This window comes from Gelidibacter mesophilus DSM 14095 (genome assembly GCF_000423005.1).
Taxonomy (GTDB): Bacteria; Bacteroidota; Bacteroidia; order Flavobacteriales; family Flavobacteriaceae; genus Gelidibacter; species Gelidibacter mesophilus.
This window is the reverse complement of sequence record NZ_AUHD01000001.1, coordinates 736,937-760,532: the sequence shown is the minus strand read 5'-3', so window position 1 is coordinate 760,532 and position 23,596 is coordinate 736,937. Positions and strand designations below refer to the sequence as shown.

The following is a 23,596-nucleotide window of genomic DNA, read 5'->3' as shown; positions in this document are numbered from 1 at the left end:
AGCGCAATAACTATTGAGGATTTTTTATGGATGTATTTAGATGTTTCATAATTCTTGTTCTAAAAGAAAAATTAAAAACTTAGAAAAAAAATCATCTTCGAACCGCACCTTCTGTACATGGACAATTGCTCACTCCCTGTAAGAAATCAATCCCAATGGTAATCATATGCGTTCCCGAGTTATAACCTGCCATAGCGTTGGTTGTCACTTGGTAGGAATAGGCAAAATAGAACTTAGACTTCATTATTCCTGCCATTGGGCCTATATTTAAGGGTTTTAAAAATTGATCGTTGAGAAAACGATAGGAAAGTCCTGCCCAAAAATAATCATTTGAATCGTTGGTACCAGTAAACTGACGGTATTTAAAGTTGATGTCAGTACTGGAGCGTTTGTCACTACTAAACATTTGATAATATACGGAAGGTTCAAACTCGATGTTCTTATTGTTTTTACTTGGTATAACCAAACCTGAATAAATTTGATAATTTAAGAGAAGATTGGGTTCAGCACCAATAAAATCCTCAAGATCCTTGGTCAAAATATTATTGGCATTAAAGCTAAAGTAAAAGCCTTTGTTTCTGTAGAGGACGCCAGCATCAAAGTTATTGTTATTGGTTGCTCTGTCATCGGTAACATAAGGATCAATAACAGGGTTATCATAGTTTGGTTGAAAGTTTTCAATGTCAATTCTAAAGCTATTAATGTTATAGGATATTCCAAAAGATAGATACTGTTTTGAATAATAATCTAAGGTCAAATGGTGGGCAAATGAGAACTTCGCTCCCTTTTGGCGGGTGTTTCCATTTTTATCATTGTATAAAGTTAAACCAACACCAGATTGATCCGCGATTCTAAAATCAGCATATAACGATTGATTATCCGGAGCTCCCTTAATTCCAACCCATTGGGTCAACCCATTAGCTCTGATTCTAAAGTTATCACCGATACCTGCATAGGTAGGCGAAATCACAAAGTTATTATCCGCAAGATATTGGGTAAAAACAGGTAAGTGCAACTCTTGTCCATAACCGTAAGCCATTACTAAAAAGAGCGTATATAAGATATATTTTTTCATCTGAATAGTTTTAATTTTAAACCTCATCTTCATGAGTTGCTATTACCTGTATAACGTAAAGTGTCCTACAAAATCCCGATCATCTTTTCCATCGTTCAATTTAACGATATACCAATAATCCCCTGTTGGAAGCTCTCTTTCATTATATTTTCCATCCCACGATTGTCCTTGGCGATAGGTTCCAACTTCACGACCGTAACGGTCAAATATTTTGAACTCCATGTTTGGATAATTGACTGCGCATCCAGGAGCCCAGGTATCTTGATTATTATCGCCGTTAGGAGTGAAATAATTTGGAATACAGATATCTATAAATTCAAAGTATCGTGAAACAGTTGCCACACAGCCACTGCTATCTGTAACAGTCACTGTATAAGTACCCGATTGGCTTATGATGAAAGAACTTGTACTTCCATAATCTTCACCGTTCAAAGAGAATTGGTAATCTCCAGTGCCGCCGGTAGCCACAGCTAAAATTTCATTCAATCCTCCATCATCAATTCCAAGCATTAACGGATCGACATGAGCAATATCAAAAACTGACGTTCTTTGGATACAACCATTTGTATGTCTAACATCAATATAATGTCCTGATCCTGTAATTACATTTTCAAACACATTACTTGATTGATAGGCTCCACCATTTAACGAATAATCCAATTCAGACAAATCCGTTATACTTTCATCAACGACTACAACAACTCTGTTGCCAGGTGTATTGTTCTCACATAGGTATTCAACTTCTACAGCAGGCGCAATTTTCACAGATTCTGGAAAAGTGATATCCCACTCAGACTCACAACCTTGGCTATCACGAACGAACACCTTATGATCGCCACCTTTCAATCCTGTAAAAGTGAATTGTGTTTGGGTTGCAACTCCTGTTGTGTAAGGGCCATCATAATTGTCTAAACTCACACTATAAGGTACTGTTCCCCCAGAAACGTCAATACTAAATTCACCGTCCGTGTCACCTTCACATATCTCTGGAACGCTCGATAATGGCACAAGACCAACAATTAACGGCTTTGGTTCAACAACTTCAACCTTAAGGTTGACATAACATCCCAATGCATCTTGAACGATGATATCATAAAAACCTGCGGTCAAATTCTGAAATACATTAGAATCAAAAAACTGATTCAATTGCGGAGAAATAGCATATTTAATAATCCCTGTACCACCTGATGCAGTAACTTCAATAGAACCATCATTTGCTCCATAACAGCTCACATTTGAAATTATAGGATTTGCATTTAATGGTGCCAAGGGTTGCGAAATTTCAATCTTTTCTGAGGTTTTAGCACAATCACCACTAACCACAGCCACATAAAAAACATCTGCGTTAAGTTGAGTAAATACACCAGTAGTATTAGGTGCAACACCTGCAATTGGATTCTTTGAAGCATCTAATAAAGCATATAAATAATTGCCCAAACCGCCCTGCGCCGTAGCTACAATAGCTCCATTATTATCGCCAAAACAATTGATATCAAGATTTGTTCCTGTTAGAATAATTTCCAATTCAGGAACTTCTTCAATTTTGATATCGTTGCTTACCACTGCCACACATCCGTTAGCATCTCTTACGTAATATCTGTAAGTTCCAGCAGGTACAGAAAAAGTTGTTGACCTTGGAAAAGAAATGCTGTTCGCAAACGTATCGCTTGTACTATATTCATAAGGACCTGTTCCTCCTGTAGCACTAAGCGTAAGCGTAGCATTTACGTTACAAGTTGGCGTTGTTGTCGCGACCAGGTTTGCTGCTATCGGATTTGGTTGGGAAATCACGATATCAACAGAAGTAGCACTACAATTATAACCATCAGTAACAGTTATGAAATAAGTACCTGCTCCCAATCCGGAGAAAACCGGTGATGCCTGTGGACCTGAGGAACTTACTGTTGGCAAAATGGTATTCAAGGTATATGAATAATTACTGCCTTGGCCACCTGTTGGCAAAGTTGCGGTAATCGTAGCATCCCTATCTTCAAAACAACTCAATAAGCTCGTATCTGCACTCGCCGTAAATATAATTGGCAATGGGTTCGTTAATACAACCATTTCAGTAGCGACACAACCTCTACTGTCTCTTACGCTTACAGTATACGTTCCTTCAGATAAGTTGGAGAATACACTGTTTGAAGAATAAGGAATGGTCGTTATGCTTGCGCCGGACAACTCAAACTCATATCCTCCTGGCCAACCTCCTGTTGCTGTTGCAGAAATAGAACCATCATTATTACCACTCACACAGGTAATTTCCGTATGGGTCGTACTCATATCTAAAGCCGCTGTTGGTGCAGTAATAGTGAAGTTTTTAGCAACGGTACAGAATGGGGTATTCGTTAAACCTGCTGTAATGGTATAGGTTCCTGAAGCCAATCCAGTAATAGTGATCGGTCCTGCATTTGGTGATGTTCCTAATGTAACTTGATTACCTACCATATCAACCACGGTATAACTAAAAGCTCCCGCTTGGTCGATTGGAGTTGGAACGCGGTCAATAATTGAAACCGTCGCACTACCATCAGAGGCACTAAAACATGTGACATCGACCACGGTATCCACAGCCAAATCAAAAGTATTCGGCTCGTTTACATAATGAACGGTCTGCAAAGTACATCCGGTATCTAAATTGGTAACTGTGATTTTATAATTGCCAATCAGTAGGCCTGTAAATAGTCCAGTTGTATTAACTTGACTAGGTAAAACTCCTGCAATATCCTCAAGGACAAACTGTAAACTGGTTGGTATACCTCCAGTACTGTTGACTGAAACGGTAATATCCTCATCATTTGCGCAGGTAATCGCTGTGTCTATTGTGACATTTAAGTTATCTAAACTAATGAATGGTTTTATCACCGCTGTTGTTGTGCCTACACATCCATTATTGTCATACACATTGATAGTATAAGAACCACCGGTTAAATCGGTTTCAGTATAGACATTTTCAGAGCCAGCTTGAACGGTGACACCTCCTTTAATAAACTCATACTTTGTATATGTTCCAGAACCTCCCGTTACCGTATTGACGGAAATGCTCGCAAAGTTAGTGGCATTGGTTCCGGTAGTACATTCATAATCTACCACAGCTTGAGCAGTAACCACAATGAGGTCTACTTGATTTACTACTATGGTTTCAGTATTTGAACAGCCTCTACCAGAATTCCCCTGAACAGTATAAGTTCCCGCTATCAAACCTGTAAATACATTGGAACTTTGAGCAGCCACAGTAGATGGTCCTGCTATAATTTCGTAAGTGTAAATTGGGTTGTCATTACTTGCTGGTAGGTTGACTGTAATCATACCATCAGTACCGGTATAACAAGTCACATCGGTTGGGGTTAACGTAAAATCCACTGGTGTTGCAGATTCTAAGGTAATCTCAGCTGGGGCAGTACAGCCTCTTGAATCTTCAATGGCAACTATATAAGTTCCTGAAGGTACTCCAGAGAACTCATTTCCAGATAAAGAAATACTTGGCGCACTAGAATTGATACTATAGTTATAAGGTGCAGTACCACCAAAGGCCGAAACAATAATTTTTCCATCATCATCGCTACAGGATACAATGCCACTTACCGTTGGAGTAATTCCTAAAGGAGCATCAATAGTGACACTGACCTCACTCCCACATCCATTAGCATCTTTTACTTCAATAGTATGTATTCCAGATGCTAAGTTATCAATAGTAAATGGTGCTGTTCTGGTTTGAAAAGCTCCTCCATTAATGCTGAAACTGTAAGGTGCAATCCCTTCAGTTGTTAAGCTCACATCAATTGAAAAGTTGCCTTCTACCGTATCGCATTGATTCGTCACAGAAGCAGCAACCACAGGTGTTGGATCTTCTATTAAATCCAATCCGGCTGGAATAGTTTGAACGCAGCCATAAGCATCCATCACATGTACGTAATAAACACCAGGTGCAACATTAAATGTATTTGCTGAATTCCAAAGTGCGTCTGTGACATCAGGTGCCGTGGTCGATGTGTTAATTTGGAAGAGATAAGGTGACGTTCCCCCATATGCAACGGCACTGATCACACCAGATTGTGGATTACAGTTGGCGTTATTTACTATTTCTGCAGTTACGGTCAAATCTACCGAAGACTCGGTAATTTCAAAAATATCAGATGCTGATCTACAACCATCAAATAATCCTGATCCATTTTCGGTAAAGACAATATAATAGTATCCAGGTGCTAAGGTTGTTGGTGCAGTAATAGTTAAAGAAGTTCCGTTAACTGTTTCAGTTACTGCAGCGCCTAACGACACATTATTATACGCCGTAAAAATTTGGTAATCCACAGAAGTTGTGGTACTGTCAAATTTGCTAATCTCAAATTTGACTTGTCCATCTGCGGCACCTTTACAGGTCACATTAATTGGAGCTATAGATGACTCTAATAAGGAAGCGGTTGGAATAGGTGAATCTGCTGATTTCACATAATAACATTGTGTTGTAAGATCGTGAACAACAAAAGTGTAAGTAACACCTGGGACCAAATTAGTAAATGTTTTTATAGTGCCTCCAGGATTATCTGGTGCAGAATAGTTATTAGTATATGGTGGTGTATTAAATTCCAAAATACCAAACTCATAATTACCACTTCCTATGGCAGATATAGCTTTTACTGTTGCCGTACCGTCAGTGGCACAGTCAATAGTTGCAGTGTCAATAGTAATCTCCAAATCTGAAGGAGGAGACGCTATTGTTTCTTGTTTAGATAACTCACAGCCATTTTTGTCAATAATAGTTACGGTATAGATGCCATAATTGATAATGTCAAATTTGTAGTTCTCATTTGAAGTAGCCGTATAAGGACTTCCCGAAATAATATCACCAAAGTTATTAGTGATATAATAAGTAAATGGTCCTTCTCCTCCAGAAACGTTTTCTATAGTGATAGATCCTAAACTGGAGCCTCCCGGATTATTACACGTTATATCAACTTTGGTTAAATCAAAATCAATCGCTCCTGGTTGCGCAATAGTTACTGTTTCAGTTGTATTACAAGATTTAGCATCCGTAACCGTTACGGTATAAGTTCCTGCAGGTAAACCAGAAGTTTGTGTGCCATAATTTGTAGTGCCGTTTTTGACATTTATCAGGAAAGGTGATGTGCCAACTGTTTTATCAATCACCACTTTTATGGATCCATTATCATCGCCAAAGCAAAGGATGTTAGTTGGTGTTGCCGTAAATGCAGGTGGCGAAATTGGATCAACCGTGGTGACTCCTGAAGTTGCAGTACATCCTTTAGCATCAGTAATTCTAAATTGGTATGCTCCAGCTGATGCAACCGGATAAGAAAAAGGGGTTCCTGTTGCACCCATATCGGTGTAATTCACTCCTCCATCCATAGAAACGGCATAAGTATAAGGCGCATAACCTCCAGAAATTGTTCCAGTAACAACAGCATCGGACGATGCCGTACAATCTAAATCTTTAGTAAGCACCGTGCTGAACTTTACTTGTGGTGCAATAATCTCTTCAGGTAAAATCAATGTACATCCATTGGAATCTCTAACAACAATGATATAATTGCCAGGAATCAAGTTAGAAAATGTATCATTTTTCTGGAATGTACCACCATTAATACGGTACTCATATGGTGCTTTCCCATCTGCTGCGGTCACTTTAATTGTAGCACCATTAGTGGCATCATAACAAAAATCAGATGTGGTTGCCATGGTTGCTGTTGGTGCTGCAACTTCTTCTAGTTTAACTAGGAATGTGTCATTACATCCGTTAGCATCTGTAGCTCTAACGGTATAATCGCCCGCAGGAATATTATTTAAAATACCATTACCTGGGAAGTTTTGTACCAATGTCAAACCAGCAGCATCCAACAATTCGTACTTGTAAGCAGGCGTTCCTCCTGTAGCTTTAGCTTTAATAGTCCCCCCTATTAAACAGGTGGCATCTATTTTAGTAGCGGTCACTTCCAAAACTGATGGTTCTGTAAGTTTTTGATTCAGTGTAAAATCACAAGTATCCAATGCATCTTCATATCGTACTTGAATAGTATAATCTCCGGCATCTAACCCTTTAATGATAGCGGGTGATGTCATTGCTGTTTCCCAAGTGCTGCCATCCAACGAATATTGAAATCCTTTCGTGAGGTCAAAATTTTGTGCAGCAATTGTAATGGTTCCATCATTCGCATCAAAGCACGTCGCATTTGTAAAATTTAAAATTGATGCCTTAAAAGCTTTCTCAGGTTCTACTATAAATGGAAAGTCAATCTGAGTGACGCAAATTTTGGGCAATTGGTACACTCTGATATCATCAATCGCCACATCATTACCATTAACTTGTTGGACGTTGGATCTTAGAATAAACTTCAAACTGGTATTGTTACCAGGATTTAAAGTTGTCACATAGTTTTCCCATTTTTCACTTTTTGGAATATCTCCTGTTGGAAATGAAGAAATCTCTTTTCCTGAAGCATCAACCAATGCCACTAATAAATTAGGATCATAGATATTATGTTGCGATTTGATCAGGTTGATCGCATAAAAATCTACAATAATAGGTTGGTTAGGGATGATGTCGTTAATCTCTTTTTCATAAAGAACTGCTGTAACAGGAATCTTATCACCAACATTAACCACTAAACTTCTTCCTTTTGGTGTAGGAGGGACGGTTTGTGGAGTATGATCACCAGGCTGGAGCCATGTTCCAAATGGATGCATAACCCTCGAGGTCACTGAGTAATCACCATCATTTATAGCAGGGTTTCCATTACATTGTGTTTCTACAACTTGTCTTTCAAAGCAGTAATACTGTGTGTTTATTCCTGGAGAAGTGGTATCCTCGCCATAGCCAAAGGTTTCATACAACAAATTACTATAGGTTGGTACCGATTCTAAATTATACCGTACACTGATAATATGTTCTCCATCTGGTACCTCTAAAAAGATTTTAGGGTCTGTTGTATTGGTATTTTCTACACCATTCAACAAATAGGTATAACTAAAAGACGCTGTTTCAGGGTTGGTTACAGTAACCGTTGCCGTAGCCGTCCCATCACAATTAAAGTCAGGTTCAGCAACACCAATAATAGGTGCTACTGGCTCATTTTCCAAAATAATGCCTGGCATCGAATAAATACAGCCATTAACATCCTTTATATATAAGGTATAAGTACCCGGTGCAACAAAAGCTTCATTAGAACTTACCCAAGTGCCTTGATTATCAAAACTGTATTGATATGGAGGCGTTCCTCCCTGAGGATTGGTAATCCGCACCTTACCGGCTCCAGATGGACCACAACCTGCTAGTTCAGAAACTCCCGCTGAGGCAGTTAAAGCGGTGTCTGCCTGGGTGATTTCAATAGGTTGAATCTCACTAAAACATTCCTTCCCAGCCATGGTATATTTAACACCCGCTAAATAAGAACCTGCATCAAGATTTGAAAATGTTGGATTGCTGGTATAAGTATTACCATTATCAATAGTATAAGCGATACTATAACCATTTCCGTTGGTAACATTAAAACGGATTTCCCCAGTCTTTGAATTGTAACATAATACATCATAATGATCTACGATGTAAGTTGGAACAGGCGTAGCATCAATTTTTATAGACACCTCAGTGCTACAGTTGTTAGCATCAACAACTCTAATCTTATAGGTTCCTGCAGTTGAGACTGTAATTTCCGGTGTGGATTGAAATTCCGTTGCCCCGTTTACAAAGTAGTAATAAGGTGCAACCCCACCAACAGGATACACGGTGATTTCTCCGTCATCACAAGACAAGGGTGCCGTGATGGCGGCGGTTGCGGTTAGTAAGGCTGGATTGATGATTTCAAAATTTACAGTTTCAGAACAGCCGTCTTCTGTTGCAATAGTTGCTGTATAAGATCCTGGATTTAAATTCTTAAATGAATAATCGCTTTCCTTGATTGGACCAACCTCATGTAATTTCGTGGTACCTTTGGAAAGGGAATAAAAATATTGTGGTCGTCCATCATTGGCGGCAAGTTTTACACTTCCCTTTTCACCATGACAAAGCGGTTGGCTCACAACCGCCGTGCCAGTAAAATTACGTTCTCTTATTTGAATGTCGGCCACTGAAAAAATACATGGACTTGAATCAACACCAATTCGTTTTACATACACACTATATACGCCAGACGCTGCAATTGAAAACACATTGCTATTTTGATAGTTTGTACCATCAATACTATATTCGTACCCGTTTGGCACCCCACCTACTACAATTTCGCCTGGTATGCCACAAACTATATCTTTTGAAGTTGCTGTAGGTACTAAAATGTTTGAATAGACATTGAAATAATATTGACTAAAACACCCTCCCTCATAATTTAATGTAATACGATATTGTCCGGCAAGGTTGATGTTATAATTGGCACCTGTACCCACTTGGTTCCATTTACAAGAAGGATCTTCATTTGCACAATCATCTAAAACGGCTCCGAAGCAGCTTGATTCATCTAATTTTTCCCAAATAATGGAAGATGTATCTGTAATGTTGGTTTCTATAGCACGGATATCATTGGCGCCACATAAAAAGAAATTTGGCAATTGCTTTCCGTCGTTTGGACAGATGTCCACATCATCGGCAAATGGAATAAGAGGATTTACTGAATTTTCACCATAAGTGACCACTTTAAAGGTTTGATCTATAGACTGGCATGGTGCAATAGCCGTATTATGGACATAGTACGTGCCAATATTTTTGACAGTTATAGATTGGCTTGTCCCAATTACCGGGGAACCCGTTGGGCTGGTGGACCATGAGTAAGCATCATAACCATTGCCTGCAGTTAAGGTCACACTTTTACCACACAAAATCACTTCTTCTTCGAAATTACAGTTGACGTCTGCTAAAAAATTGGTTGCTCCAGGCGTTAATAAACAGCCCGTATTTGAACTAAAACTTGGATCATCTGTAATGGTAAAGTTTGGATTATCTGTACCCTTATATCTGGAAAAAGCCTGATTGCTAATAATGTTTGAACAGGCATCATTTAATAGACTACAGGTTTTTACAACGGTAACTTTAAAGCGGATATAATCTTTAGGATCGCCAATTTCCACAACGGATTCATCAACTTTGAAAATAAGTTCTCTTGTGGCTGGGTTATAGCTTTGTACGGTAACCCCGTTAGGAAGCACGCCCATATCCTCCGGATAATTAAACACTACGTTTTGAGGAAGAATATCCCTAATTATTAATTCTTTGGCATCATCATTCCCTACGTTCTGAAATCCGATCACGTAATTTAATTCATCTCCTAAATTGACCAATTCTCCGCCAATATTGTTACCAGATAAATCTTCGACAATTTTAGTGAGGACAATTTTAGGAGCAATAATTTCAATGGCAAATGCACTAAAGTAGAAATAGTAAATATCTGTATTTGTTCCCAGCTTAATGGTGGCAGAAGTGTCGCCATTCCCAATTATGCTATTTCCCGCATTGGGAATGTTGATAATTCCTGCATCAAATCCTAAGGTATTGGAACTTGCAGGATTTCTATCCGTAAATGGGATGGGTGAATTGGTATTGGGATCAATAATGGAAACCGAGCTATTAAAAAAGTTATCACTTGGCCGTATGGTATTTCCGCCCGCAGTGGTAGCACTAATTTTTGTGCCATTTATTTCTAAATAATCCCCTGCCCAACTCTTATCTCCTTCCAAAGCACTAAATGCGTATTTTGCGCGCACTGGTCCTACAGGTATCGTACGGAATCCGACGATGTCAAAGCTTTGCTCTCTGTCCGCAACAGGTCCCGTATTATTTATTTTTGTGAACCCGTCAAAAGAGGTAATGTACTTACTAGGCAATAACGGATCCTCATAGATCACAAATAAAGACCATCCGGCAGACAAGCCTTCTGTGTTCCGTCCTGAGTTCATTGTGGCAGATGTCGTCGATGAGATATTTGCAACCGTATATGTGCCGTCAGCGTTACTTAAACCAGAAATAATATCTGTTACATTTTTATAATACACATAGGCATTGGAATTTCTATTGTTTGAAGAATTTTGATAATATATCTGTTCTCCAGTAATATCAATATAACTACCGCTTTCTGGGGTCTTAAATTTAATATCAGACATTGGGCTGTCTCCTTTTACAACCGCCGTCCAATATAATGCCGCATATACTACTTGATAACAATTCGTATTACTTGGCACATCCAAACTGGCACTGCTCGAGTTAAAAGTACTGCTGTCATTATCAATATCCACATAAACCATCTTATCTCTGTTGTCGCGGTGCTCATTATTAGTGTTCCCGTTGTAAGAGTTTGATCGGTGAACACTAAGGTTATTATTTCCTATTAAGAGCATATCGCCTTTAATGGCTTCATCATAGCGAGGCACGAATGGAACAAGGTTTTGTGCCATGGATTCTAGACCCATAAATAGCAAAAATGCAATAAGGGCAATTCTAGAAAAAGTAGGTTTTTTCATGATTTTGGTAGATTTATGTTTTTCGTTTCCTCCAAGGGGCATTGTTAAAAACGAATGGGTATTTAGTTGGTTAGTTTTCTATTTTAATGATTGCTATTTTGGTATTATAAGGCTGGTTACCTTTACTTTCCATGACCTCACTAGCGGCTTCAATACTATCCATTTTTTTATAGTAAATGAAATATTTGCTCGTGCTCACGTCATAAAAGAAATCGATATTGGATAGTCCAGATGCCACGGCTTTGGTTAAAAACGCATCGCGTTTTGCGACATCCGTGTGCACCGCGATAACTGCATAATATCCGTTTTGAACATTTTTGATGTTTTTAAGAATTTGAATGTTACTGCTCTGCTCTTCACCAAAATCGAAATCATCAGACTTTAAAGCGACTGGACTCAATACCGTGCGTTCTTTAATAAGTTTTAGTGCAGATCTGTCTTGGGTATATCTATCTTCTTCATTAGTATAAGCGGCCCGTTTGATTCGTCGTTTTCTTTCAAATTCTGTAGCTTCAATAATTTCATTTAAGGTTGTATTCAATTGGGTTCTGGTCTGTATGGCCCTTAATTGCTCTGCTTTTAATTTTTCAATCGTCTCTTTATAATATAAACTGACCTCATCATTTTTAAATGTAGGAATTTTTTGACGCTCCTTATACAAGTTTTCAAAATCACTAATGCGCTTCGTGTTTTTCTCTATGACATCATCCAGTTCTGCACGAATGGCTTGCATTTTATTATTTTCCTCGGAGATACTTTTGAATGCTTTTGGGGCGCGGTATATGCCTTGATCGCTCAAGTCGTTTTCTTGTTTTAAATCCTTAAGATCTTGATCTCTACTGGCCACGGCATCACTAAATCTTGCCAACAATTCATCTTGGGCATTTTTCGATGTTTTGGTCAAATCTGAAAGTGATTTCATAGAAACTGCATTGGCATCGGTTGCATTTTCCAATGCTTTTTCTTCCGCTAATTTTTCAGCTCTCGCTTCCGTATCCTTTTTCGTATCTGCCAATACTACAGCTGTGGCTGCTGATGGTAAACGAGCCGATTTCTCTTCCAACAACTTATCAGATTTTTGATTCTGTGCTTCTTCTTGAGCCGTTGCTTCTGGCATTAACGCAGGAGTTGCATCCGGGGTCATTTTCACCTGAGCAGCTAATTTTTCTTTAGCCTCTTGGTCTGCTTTTGCTTTTGTTTCTGCCAATAATAAAGCCTGTGCTTCTGCTTGCGCTTTGGCGTCTGATTTCGCTTTCTCTTGCGCAATTAATTTTTCCGTTGCTGCCTGATCAGCCTTAGCTTTTGCTTCTGCCATTAATAAAGCCTGTGCTTCTGCTTGCGCTTTAGCGTCTGCTTTGGCTTTCTCTTGCGCAATTAATTTTTCTTTTGCTGCTTGATCAGCCTTCGCTTTTGCTTCTGCCAATAATAAAGCCTGTGCTTCTGCTTGCGCTTTGGCATCTGCTTTGGCTTTTTCCTGTAGTGCCAATCTTCGTTTTGATTCTTGCTCTTCCTTTAATTTAGAAGCGGCTACTATTTCAGATTGTCTTTCTATTCGCGCTTTTTCATCAGCTTCAGCTTTTTCTTGCGCTGCCAATTTCAACCGTGCCTCTTGTTCTGCTTTAGCTTTTGCCGCTGTCTCTGCACTTAACAAGGAAGCTGCACTGATACGGTCTTTTTCCTCTTGTTTCTTTTGGTTTTCTATTGCAAGCTTAGCCTCAGTTTTACGCGCTTGTTCTACTCTAGCCTCTGCCGCTAACTCGGCACGCGTTGCTGCTTTAGCTTGTGCTCTTTCTCTTATTTCATTTCTTCTGGCCTGGGCTTCTGCCATTAATTCTGCTCTGGTTTCAGGATCCATACGTGGTTGATTTGATGCTAAAACGCGTTTGTTCTCAGTGGAGAAAAGCGCATTTACATCCTCCTCATCCCTATAATTATAATCACTTCTCTTATTGATTTTAAAAGCTAAGGTCAATTCATGAGACGATCCAAAATTAGCAAGACCTCCCATGGCCTTTTCATAATTGTATTCGATGGCGATTTGGGACGTAATGTTTAAACCAATACCTGCAGATGCGCCGTAGAGTGTATTATAACCTACTTGTGCCCATATACCCTTTGGAACTGTTAACATGGCAATTCCTGAAACTGAAGTATCCTCTTTTCCAACTTCGGTTTTTAATAGACCTGAAAACTTGGCTTCATCAAAAAAACCAGAGGTATACATATAGCCGGTGTACATGACATGAGCCTGTATGGTTTGTCGTAGGTCGTCCTGAAGGAGTTCAGAAGATTGAATATTATAGAGTACCAAATTGTTGATTGATAAACCAAAATCTAAAAACCTAGTGCCATAGTTAATTCCTGGATTTACGGTAAGCAGTAGGTTTGACGGTATATTATCTAAAGAAGGATCAGTAAAGTTAGTCACAACTTTGCCTGTATTGAGTCCGCTTTTATAGACTCCTAAATTCATACCAAAAGTCAAATTGCTATCCCGATTCAATCGTGAATTATAGGCAAAGTTTAAAACACCTCCAAAAGTAGTAAGCACCCCATAATTTTGTTGAAACAGGCTTACCCCTGCGCCAATGTTTTCAGCAAACCTACCCGAATAGCCGGCCAAATAGGTTTGAGGAGCATCATCAAATTGAACCCATTCCCGCTTATTATAAACGCTCACATATCTATTCTGTTCCCTAACAAAACTAAAAGTTGGATTGATGGCGAACCTGTTGAATTTCAAAGAGTTTCTTACAGGTAGCGCCAATGAAACTACACCATCGTCCTCTTGTGAATAGGACATCTGTACAGAATATAAAAAACAGACTAAGATTATAAATACAGTTTTTATTTGGCTATGCCACATACCTTTTCTAATGAACATATGGAACATTCCTTTGAGACTTCTTTTGCTCTGAGTGATATGTAGGAACGGTTGTTTCATCTTATTTAACTACTGTAATAGAACCTTTTTTGGTTTCTTGATTTGGGGTGTTGATAATGTAATAAAACACTTGATTGATACTATGTAGTTCCAACTGATGTTCGGGCCAATTGTTGAGATAATCTTTAGTTTGTAAAACTACCTTCCCTTGATTGGTCATGATGATCACTTCGGTATTAGTGCCACTCACATATTTTGTAGGAATGACCCAAGTATCATTGATGCCATCGCCGTTTGGACTAATGAGGTTTGGGATTTTGGCAACATCTGGAAAGGGATCGAAGGTTTCGCTAATTGAAAAAATAAATTCCTGAGAAACGACACAACCTAGTGGTTGAGTCACAATCACCTTATAATCACCAAATGCCGTTGCCTGATAGGAGGCACTTTGGGCGTCAGAAATAAGAGCTTCATTTAAATACCATTGAAATTCAGGATTGACGGCATTGGTAGTCACAATAACCTCTAAGGTTTCGTCCGATGCCATCATATTCTCTTCATCAACGTTTATACTACTTTCAAAACCTTTGCTTTCTATATCTATAGAGCCTGAGGTCGTACAACCTCCTAAATCCACCTGAACCGAAAAGGTTCCTGATTCATCCGTTTGATACTGTTGTCCTGTAGCATTTTCAATGGCAGTTCCATCTTTGTACCATTGGTAACTCACACCGGCAATTGTACTTAACGTGGTTTGTCCATCTGCGGGACAAAATGGGCTTCCTAAACTGGACACAATAGTCGCATCGGCTCCTCCAGATGATACCTCACTTATCGTAACGCGATTTGAAAACGAACCTGAAGTACAGGTCCCATAATCTGTTTTTACAAAATAAATGCCTGGTTGACTTACAGATAAACTTGATCCTATTCCTACAAACACTGAGGTGGTAGGACTGGTTTGCTTATACCATTTGAAAGTAAGTGACGGATATTTTAAAGGCGAATCATTAGATCCGTTTCCTGGATTATCTATAGTCAATAAATAACTGCCCCCAGCACAATAGGCACCGGTAGGCACAAAATTATTGATGGTAAATCCGCTGTCCTGAAGTTTATAGTAGGCGGCAAACTTATTAGAGTCTGAACTTTTTGCCGCTGGAGCGGTACTTTTCACTCTCAGCTTATACCCTTCTCCTGCAGTGGTTTCAGGCAAAGCAAAACTCAGAGTGGCAGGAGATGTCATAATTTCACCTGGTTGGGAAGTAAACACAACGGTAGCGTCTGAAAAACTTCCGTTAGCATCAGACATTTCAATAATAAAGGTATTGGTTGCGCTAAGTTCAGTTTCTGGAGAGAATACAAAACTGACATCATACTTATTAAAAGAAGAACTCGCGCATGCACGACTAAACCCTAGATTAGGTTTGGCAATGACAATCTGAGCGCTCATTTCTCCAGATAATAGAAGGATAAAAGCACCAAGGATAAAAAAAGATTTTTTTAGAGTAGTAGTTTTACGCATTCAAAGTTTATTAGTAATTGTCTATATAACTGATCCTTATTGCTTTGTGCAGAAAGATTGCCTACTAATATTTAATACCACGATAATCTATCAGGAAAACTCGCCAGAAACCTGACAAGTTTTTAAAATGATAAGCGCGTAAAGATTTGGGGCCATCCTTAATTGCAAGAGCTTGTTAATTAATCCTCAATATCTCGGTCATTTGAGGCTATAATTTTGTTGATACGAAGTCTAAAGTCTGGTCGTTTGGTGTTTTTTACATCGATAAAAGTTTCAGCATCAGAACCTTTTGAATACACATTAAAAAATGCGCGATTGCCATACCAGTTTTCTAAATCAGCATTATTGCTGTCGTTTTCTGTAAAAATATTGCCTTTACAATTGTTGAAGTACATATCACTGAACAGGATGTTTTCTAGGTTCTTAGCATTAATCTTCACTTTATTGTCAATCACCACAGCTGGGTTAAATCCAGAAATCACACTCTTACTGATATCCAAAGATGCATTTTCAGAAATATATAAGGCTTCCTTCACCAAACCAACACTAATGTCTGACGCTAGATTATCGCTCACATTGATCAACGTTAAGTTTTCTGCTTTCACAAATGTCGATTTCTTACTAAAATCAACTTCTTCTTTTTTATCGTACGATGATATGAACATACATCTTGAACCATCTGACCCAGAGACATAAGGTGATCTAATTGCTAAGGAATTTCTAATGTGGGTTTGGGTTCCAAAGTTGAATTCGTAGTCATTACTCTTGGTTCTAAAAGAAACCATTTTTTCTAATTTAACTTCCCCTCCCAAAACATTCACAGAATTTCCATCAGCATAACTTACCATAATATTCTCAATGACGGTTTTGTTTCCAACCCCAGCCAAAGTGAGTGCGCTAAAATAGCCGTATTCCTTAGTCCGTTTTCCTGCAAATTCAATTCTCACATACTTCATCACACCTGAATTACTTTCAACATTTGCTCCACCATAAGTGATATTCTCAAATGAAGATGGACGTAATCCTAAGTTTACGGAAGATCCATTACCAAATTTATTGATGGGTGCATCTCCTAGCAGAAAAATGCCTCCCCAATCGCCTTCCTTCTTAACACTACGGTTTGAAGTAAATATAATAGGATCTGTTTCTAAACCTTCCGCCATTATTTTAGATCCTTTAGTGATAATGAGAGAGCCGTTAGTTTTGAAGTCACCAATAATTACAGTGCCTGGCTCAATAGTAAGTGTTGTGCTATCCGTTACAAAAACACTGCCCAACAAGAGGTAGGTATCTCTCTTTGTCAATTTGGTGTCTTGCGTTATATTGCCGCTCAAGATTTGAGTAGGCTCCCCTTGCTCAATAAGGTTAGGTCTAAATTCAGTCCAATTGGTTAGCCAATTGCTTTTGCCGATTATTCCTTTTTCTTGTTGTGCAAAACTGCTGCCAACAATTAAAAGAAACAAACACAGGGTTTGAGTAATAGTTTTCATAGGTAGATTAATTAGTGATAGATCTAGGATTTCTTAATTTGACTCAAACATAGAATTAAATCCTATGAAATACAAATAAAGTCGATGAAATACATTATATTTTTTTAAATTATAAGTTATTTCTTACAATACAATTAAAATAAGGAAAGCACTGATATGAAACTACCGGGGTTCTTTTAAAAAGATCCTTTAAAATCATCCGAATTAGAGTGTTTGAGAAAACGTGAATCAATGAAAAATCCCAGTCTCGACCCTGGGATTTTAGTAATAGCAGATTACAATAATGTTTCAGAAATTAAATTTGCATTTATTTTCTAAAAGGCAGCACAGCTTAATATTTATTAAACTCGCTGTAGGTATGAAGAGATTTTAAAGTCTCTTCATAAAATAAAATCGCAGAAATTAAATTCGATTTATCCGAATAAGGCAACACTTTATCCTGAAACGACATGGTACTTTCAAAATAAGTATTGGCTGCCTTAATGTTTTCTTCTAATGCTTTTCTGTTGTCCTTTGTATCAGGAATTCCCAAAGAGGTCATTGTAACTCCTGGTTTTGTAGCAAAAGCAATATTCGGTAAAATTTTAACAATAACTTCAATCCGTTCGTTATATAAGGTGAGAAGATCTCCTTTTGGCAATTGATCTAATTCAGCACGATCATGATACTTTGCTATGGATACTTTTCCACTGATAATACTCTGGGCTTCTTTTTGTGCAAATCCAAAGCTTGTTATTAGTAAAAAAACAAAACTAAAAAGAGTAAGTTTAGTTTTCATAAATGTTAGTTTAGGGGTTGTTAACGCAAATTTATGTAATTAAACGAAAAAAACAAGCGTTTTGTCGATTTTTTCCATTATTTAATTCTAAAATGACACAAATCATTGAAACCTAGTTTCTTTATATGGATAACTTCAATTTCAGACCCTTGTTACTACTAATAAAGATGGCACTTCTAAGAATTGTTTTTTTCAACGAAATTGCTTGAGGTCAGAAATTCAAATCAAAATTTTTAGAACCTGTCCAGCAACTTCATGACGGAGATGGTTTAATATATTATTTCACTTACTTTTGCACAACTTTATGGATTCACTCACACAAATTATATTAGGAGCTGCGGTAGGCGAAGCTGTCTTAGGTAAAAAAGTCGGCAATAAAGCGATGTTATATGGCGCTATTGCGGGTACTATTCCGGACTTGGATGTCTTTGCGGCCTTATTTACAGACACCGTTACTACATTGGAAATACATCGAGGCTTTTCGCATTCCATTTTATTTTCTTTGATTTTTGCGCCTCTCTGCGGTTGGTTGGTATCCCGATATGAACGTTATAAGGATTTTAAAGGCTGGGCTTGGTTGTTCTTTTGGGGATTTGTTACCCATCCCCTATTAGATGCCTTTACAACTTGGGGCACACAGTTATTTTGGCCTTTAGATACAAGACTTGCGTTTAAATCGATTTTTGTCATCGACCCACTTTACACGATTCCATTTTTGATATTCCTGATCTTGACAATGTTTCAGGAAAAAACTTCTCGTAAAAGACGACTTTTCAATAATACAGGATTAATTATCAGCAGTTCCTATTTAGTACTGACCCTGTTTTTAAAATGGATGGCTTTTTCAAAGTTTGAATCCGCATTAAAAGATCAAAATATTGTTTACAAGCAAATAGATACACGGCCCGCACCTCTTACTACTATTTTGTGGAGTGCGAACATAGAAACTGAAGATGCGTATTTGTTAGGTTATTATTCCTTTTTTGATAGTCAACCCATCACTTTTGATGTTTATAAAAAAAATCATAATCTTTTAGGTGATCTTGCTAACGCTGAAAAAATAAAACGAATGGTCACCATTTCGAAAGGATGGTATACTATTCATAAGACGGAGGACCAGCTGCTTTTCAACGATCTGAGATTTGGTTTGTTAAGTATGAATAAAGGCGCACAAAATTTTGTGTTTCAATATGAAATTTTAGCAGACGCCGATGGCAAGGTCCAATTGGTAGAGCAGGAAAAAAGTCCACGTGACGGTAAAAAACTAATGGGCGATTTATGGACACGGATTAAAGGAAATTAATGTAGCCCATGAACCGAAATTGTTTTTGAACCTTTGGCTTAAGCCCTATGCAATCCGCATAAGTTAAAAAACAACTGTGACTGGTCTATATATTCCACATGAAAGTTAAGTGTCATGTCATAACTTAACACTTGATTTTAATAATAGGAATCCATTGTTGATCCAATTCTCAAACGGCAACACCCTAAATTCAGGATTTTGAATGCCGAGCTGATTTTCATTAGGAATAATTCAGTACATCATCAAGACGAGCCCTCTACTTCTCCAATTTATAAAATCGCGTCGGTCTATATTTGTTAGAGATCGTCATTTCCATTTGAAGACCACCTTGCCGATCTATGGAATAAACCCCGTTGGAATTTGGAGTAATAGCGTTGGGGACCGCCATAAAAAGTCGGTCGTCCACAATATTAAAGACGTTCATCCGTGAAGAAGGATTGGAAGTTGGTACGTTTAATTTGGTATAACTTTCAGGAGTAGCCGTATCAAATTCGTAATAGGAGAGTTTTAAGCCATTTCTGGTTTCGACCTCCTCACTAGATTCAAATAAGTAAGGATTGTCCGAGATGTGCAAATACAATTTATTATTAAAAGACATGATGGACTGAGCAATTCTGCCCTCTCCGAACAATGACTCAATATCAATCTCCCAGTTAGTATCAAATTCGGTTTCTCCCGCCTTGATTCTAAATATTTTTGAAGGATTATGTTCATTAAACTGATTCCAACCCCAAGAGCAAAAATAAAGATTTCCAGCTTCGTCCTTAGTCGTAGGATTATTTTCTGACACAAAAAAGCCCACCGTTTTGGCGCCATGATATTGAATGATTTTTTCAAAACTAAAACTCGGAATATCTATAACGGCCAAATAGAAATTCTCCTCCTCTTCAGAAATTAGGTTAAAATTGGCTTCCTCCAAAAACACGACGCTCACATACAGTTTATCCTCTTTAAAGTCCAACACCAAAGATCCCGTTCTCACCAAGTTATTCCCATAAGCATCCTCAAACTCAACATCGGGGCGAAACGCTTTAATATAAGGACGCAAGTCCAATGCGGCTCCCAATTGCATGGTTAACGGATTAAAGGCTTGGATGGTCTGACCGCCGTTGTCCTCGTTATAATAAAAACCCAAATTATCATTTACCAAAGCCAATTTTCGTGATGGAAAAAGAGTGCCCTTCCCTATATAGATTTCGCTGTCAATAAATACTTGATCTGAAGTGTTGAGCGTTAGCCTAAAGAGTCCTGGTGTGGACGAATAGCCTCTTTTGTCCTTAGCCATGCTAAAGACATAATTTCTAAAAAACTGATGTCCAGAGGACGTTGACGGATCTGAATTTACAAAAGTTTGATTTTCTTGAATCAAATCATAAGATTTTTGAGCATCCAAATCTTCCAAATTAAAGCTAAAAAACCGAGTAATATCCGCCGTAGAAGCATCTTCTGTGGCTAGCACATAATTAAATGAGGAATATTCCGTCTTCGGATTTTTATTCTCGTCATCTAAGTTGTTCACTTCACAAGCCAAGAATATTAATCCTAATAAACCAACAAAAATTTTACATATAACTGAAAATTTCATACACTTAAAAACTATAGGTTATTTTCATTCTAAAATGTCTGCCAGGACTTTGCATCTTGAATTCATTAAAAATATCCTCATCAAAGGCATTTTTAAGTTCTGCACTAAAAGATACACTTTGTTTTGAAAAGTCCCGAACATATATAAACCCAATATTATGGGTATGTTGGTTTGGGATCACTCGGCTAGTATTAATTTTAGAGGTTCCGAAGAGGCCTAAGAAACCATCAGGCTCAAATTGTTTTTCTATATAATCGAGATAATATTGATGCACATACGAATAGTCCCAAAAAAATGATAAATCAGTGGAAAGCTTCAACAATTCTTTAACATTGTAAGAGGCACTAATATTTCCATAATAAAACGGCATATTGGCAATTCGGGCATCTTTGAAATGCTGATTGTTTAAATATTTATCTTTTGATGATTGTAATCGAAAATCATTCCAGGTTAAATTCCCCGACAGTTGTAGGTCATCAACGGGTTCATAATTGGCCTGCAGCTCTACGCCTAAGCCTTTTACATTATCAAGGTTGAGATGAATGGCTTGATATTGGTTCAAATCCTTTAAACGAATCAGATTCTGGGTATCACGATAATAGGTATTAATTTCAAAACCGAATTTGGTAGCGGCATAGGTATATCCCAAATTTAGATTTTTACTCTCCTCGGGCGTTAATTCATAATTGGCTACAATAAAATTGTTGTCGCCAAATAATTCCTGCTGTTCTGGCAATCTAAACGTGTTTTCATAAGATATCCGAACATAGCTTTTCTCATTGATATTATATTTTAAGGCCTGTGAAAAGCTCAAACCTGTATTGACCACTTCCTTATCTACAATATTTTCCTCTAAGGGATTGTCTGAAGCATCATAACGACCCGCAAAATTTCCATAGAGATACTTCATTTGTGTATTGGATTCCAATTTCCGATCAAAAAACTGGGCATTTAAGGCAAAATTGGTGATGAGCTTATTATAATTGGTATTATTAAGGTCCTGTTCTCCCGTATTTGACGTTCGGTTATAATTACTATAAACGGTATTGTTTTCTATTTGAAAATAATTAGAGATCAAATAATTAAGATGGGTACGGGAGGTGAATTGCTCAAAATTATTATGCAAATAGCCGTTTTGAAGGAGCATATTACCCATTTCAGAAGATGAATTTGTGGGGTGGGCCACGCCTTTCCAATCATAATAAACATTCTTCGCTTGGTCAAAAATTTCAAAATCGATTTTGCTAAAGACCAAAAACTGGTTGACGCTCAATTTGTTCTCGAAAAAGTGGTTTTTGTATTTTAAGGAAGGAATAAAATTGCCGCGTTCCTGCCTGTAGACCTCTCCAAAAGGTCTGGCTCTGGAAAACGGGTCGTTTTGAATATCTCTTTTCAAACCGTACGAATTCACTTTCAACTCAATCGATTCTGCCCATGACAACTGTCGCGCTTCTAAGGAAAACTCTAAGGAATGCTGATTAAACGCATTATGGAACAAGCGTTCTCTGATGTAAGCTACCTGACCGCTATTAGGATCCTTATAAGGCAAATTATCTACTTTATAATTGTTTTTAGAATAATTGTAAAAGCTATTGACCCCAAGAAAAACATGCTCATTTAATTTTATATTGGCATTGGCTGTAGCGATATGCGTGTTATATGAACCGGTTTCATAAGATACCGTTCCTGAAGTCCTTTTACTGGATTTGGGAACAATATTGATTGCACTGCCCAAAGCATCCACACCGATTTTTGTAGGCAGGACACCCTTGTAAATTTCAACGCGACTGATGGCATTGGTAGGCACTTTGGTAAGTCCGAAATTAGAACCTAAATAATCAATTGGGATATCATCATATAAAAACTTGACCGCATTCCCGGAAAACCCGCCAACAATGATATTGCTCGCTGATCCGAGCCCTCCAACGTTTCGTATTTTCACTCCTGGACTTTTATCGACCAAATCCTCCACAGAACTAGCACGTCTCGTATTGGCTTCCACTGAAATGATATTTGCCTTAATCGCACTGCTCTTTAATTTCTCACTGATGCTTAGCGTTTGTAGCTTCACTTCATCTAGATTATAAGTCATCATTTCAATACGAAGCGTTATTTCCTGAATATCCCCTGCATTGACCTGTACATTTTCAATCGGAAACTGAAAACCATCATATACTGGATAAACATTATAGAAACCTGAAGGAAGATTCATAAAACTAAATTCTCCTGCTTTATTGGTTAGCGTACGAGCGTTGGTTTCAACCAAACGAATCTCAACGTTTTCAATTTGGTCATCAAGTGTATTGATTAGTTTTCCTCGTAGCGTCCCTGTAGTTTGCGCCATGGCACATAGAGAAAACACTAAAAACAAGAAGGTTGAAAAATTCCTTAGCATAGAAAGGGGGAGCTTTTTAGAGCTCCTAATTATTTGGTCTGCATCAGGCACATCCCTCTCATCTCAAAATCACAAAGATGACTTAAGGATGCACCCAAACAGA

At 38.0% G+C, this 23,596-nt stretch carries 9 protein-coding genes; 1 reads left to right on the top strand and 8 read right to left on the bottom strand.

Annotated features, from left to right (window positions below; translation table 11 throughout):
* Window positions 1-91: 91 nt before the first annotated feature.
* From G525_RS0103380 to G525_RS0103355, 6 genes are all read right to left on the bottom strand, one after another.
* A complete protein-coding gene (locus G525_RS0103380) occupies window positions 92-1,075 on the bottom strand; it encodes a PorP/SprF family type IX secretion system membrane protein (RefSeq protein WP_035478915.1) in 984 nt (327 codons plus the stop codon).
* Between the two features lie 42 nt (window positions 1,076-1,117).
* Window positions 1,118-11,533 carry a T9SS type B sorting domain-containing protein gene (locus G525_RS21610; RefSeq protein ID WP_157491868.1) on the bottom strand — a complete coding sequence of 3,472 codons (10,416 nt, stop codon included), beginning with the start codon at window positions 11,531-11,533 and terminating at the stop codon, window positions 1,118-1,120.
* A 70-nt stretch (window positions 11,534-11,603) separates the two neighbouring features.
* Window positions 11,604-14,399 carry a PorP/SprF family type IX secretion system membrane protein gene (locus G525_RS0103370; RefSeq protein ID WP_084647694.1) on the bottom strand — a complete coding sequence of 932 codons (2,796 nt, stop codon included), beginning with the start codon at window positions 14,397-14,399 and terminating at the stop codon, window positions 11,604-11,606.
* Window positions 14,400-14,478: 79 nt separating this feature from the next.
* A complete protein-coding gene (locus G525_RS0103365; protein WP_027124900.1) occupies window positions 14,479-15,942 on the bottom strand; it encodes a T9SS type B sorting domain-containing protein in 1,464 nt (487 codons plus the stop codon).
* A gap of 179 nt (window positions 15,943-16,121) precedes the next feature.
* Complete coding sequence (locus G525_RS0103360; RefSeq protein WP_027124899.1) at window positions 16,122-17,432, bottom strand: hypothetical protein; 1,311 nt, start codon at window positions 17,430-17,432, stop codon at window positions 16,122-16,124.
* A 331-nt stretch (window positions 17,433-17,763) separates the two neighbouring features.
* Window positions 17,764-18,210, bottom strand: a complete 447-nt coding sequence (locus G525_RS0103355) for a hypothetical protein (RefSeq protein ID WP_027124898.1) — start codon at window positions 18,208-18,210, stop codon at window positions 17,764-17,766.
* 304 nt (window positions 18,211-18,514) lie between these two features.
* Here G525_RS0103355 and G525_RS0103350 point away from each other — a divergent pair, with 304 nt between their 5' ends.
* A complete protein-coding gene (locus tag G525_RS0103350) occupies window positions 18,515-19,513 on the top strand; it encodes a metal-dependent hydrolase (RefSeq protein WP_027124897.1) in 999 nt (332 codons plus the stop codon).
* Between the two features lie 256 nt (window positions 19,514-19,769).
* Here G525_RS0103350 and G525_RS0103345 read toward each other — a convergent pair whose 3' ends face one another.
* The gene (locus tag G525_RS0103345; protein WP_027124896.1) at window positions 19,770-21,098 is read right to left on the bottom strand and encodes a hypothetical protein; all 1,329 of its coding nucleotides are present in this window, start codon (window positions 21,096-21,098) and stop codon (window positions 19,770-19,772) included.
* Between the two features lie 4 nt (window positions 21,099-21,102).
* Window positions 21,103-23,493: a TonB-dependent receptor gene (locus G525_RS0103340; protein ID WP_157491867.1), complete on the bottom strand. Its 2,391-nt coding sequence runs from the start codon at window positions 23,491-23,493 to the stop codon at window positions 21,103-21,105.
* Between the last annotated feature and the right edge of the window lie 103 nt (window positions 23,494-23,596).

What these genes read in the sequence shown, in the direction of transcription:
- G525_RS0103355 (WP_027124898.1), bottom strand. Translation starts at nt 18,210, where the DNA reads ATGAAAACTAAACTTACTCTTTTTAGTTTTGTTTTTTTACTAATAACA.
- G525_RS0103365 (WP_027124900.1), bottom strand. Translation starts at nt 15,942, where the DNA reads ATGCGTAAAACTACTACTCTAAAAAAATCTTTTTTTATCCTTGGTGCT.
- G525_RS0103380 (WP_035478915.1), bottom strand. Translation starts at nt 1,075, where the DNA reads ATGAAAAAATATATCTTATATACGCTCTTTTTAGTAATGGCTTACGGT.
- G525_RS0103340 (WP_157491867.1), bottom strand. Translation starts at nt 23,493, where the DNA reads ATGCTAAGGAATTTTTCAACCTTCTTGTTTTTAGTGTTTTCTCTATGT.
- G525_RS21610 (WP_157491868.1), bottom strand. Translation starts at nt 11,533, where the DNA reads ATGAAAAAACCTACTTTTTCTAGAATTGCCCTTATTGCATTTTTGCTA.
- G525_RS0103370 (WP_084647694.1), bottom strand. Translation starts at nt 14,399, where the DNA reads ATGTGGCATAGCCAAATAAAAACTGTATTTATAATCTTAGTCTGTTTT.
- G525_RS0103345 (WP_027124896.1), bottom strand. Translation starts at nt 21,098, where the DNA reads ATGAAATTTTCAGTTATATGTAAAATTTTTGTTGGTTTATTAGGATTA.
- G525_RS0103360 (WP_027124899.1), bottom strand. Translation starts at nt 17,432, where the DNA reads ATGAAAACTATTACTCAAACCCTGTGTTTGTTTCTTTTAATTGTTGGC.
- G525_RS0103350 (WP_027124897.1), top strand. Translation starts at nt 18,515, where the DNA reads ATGGATTCACTCACACAAATTATATTAGGAGCTGCGGTAGGCGAAGCT.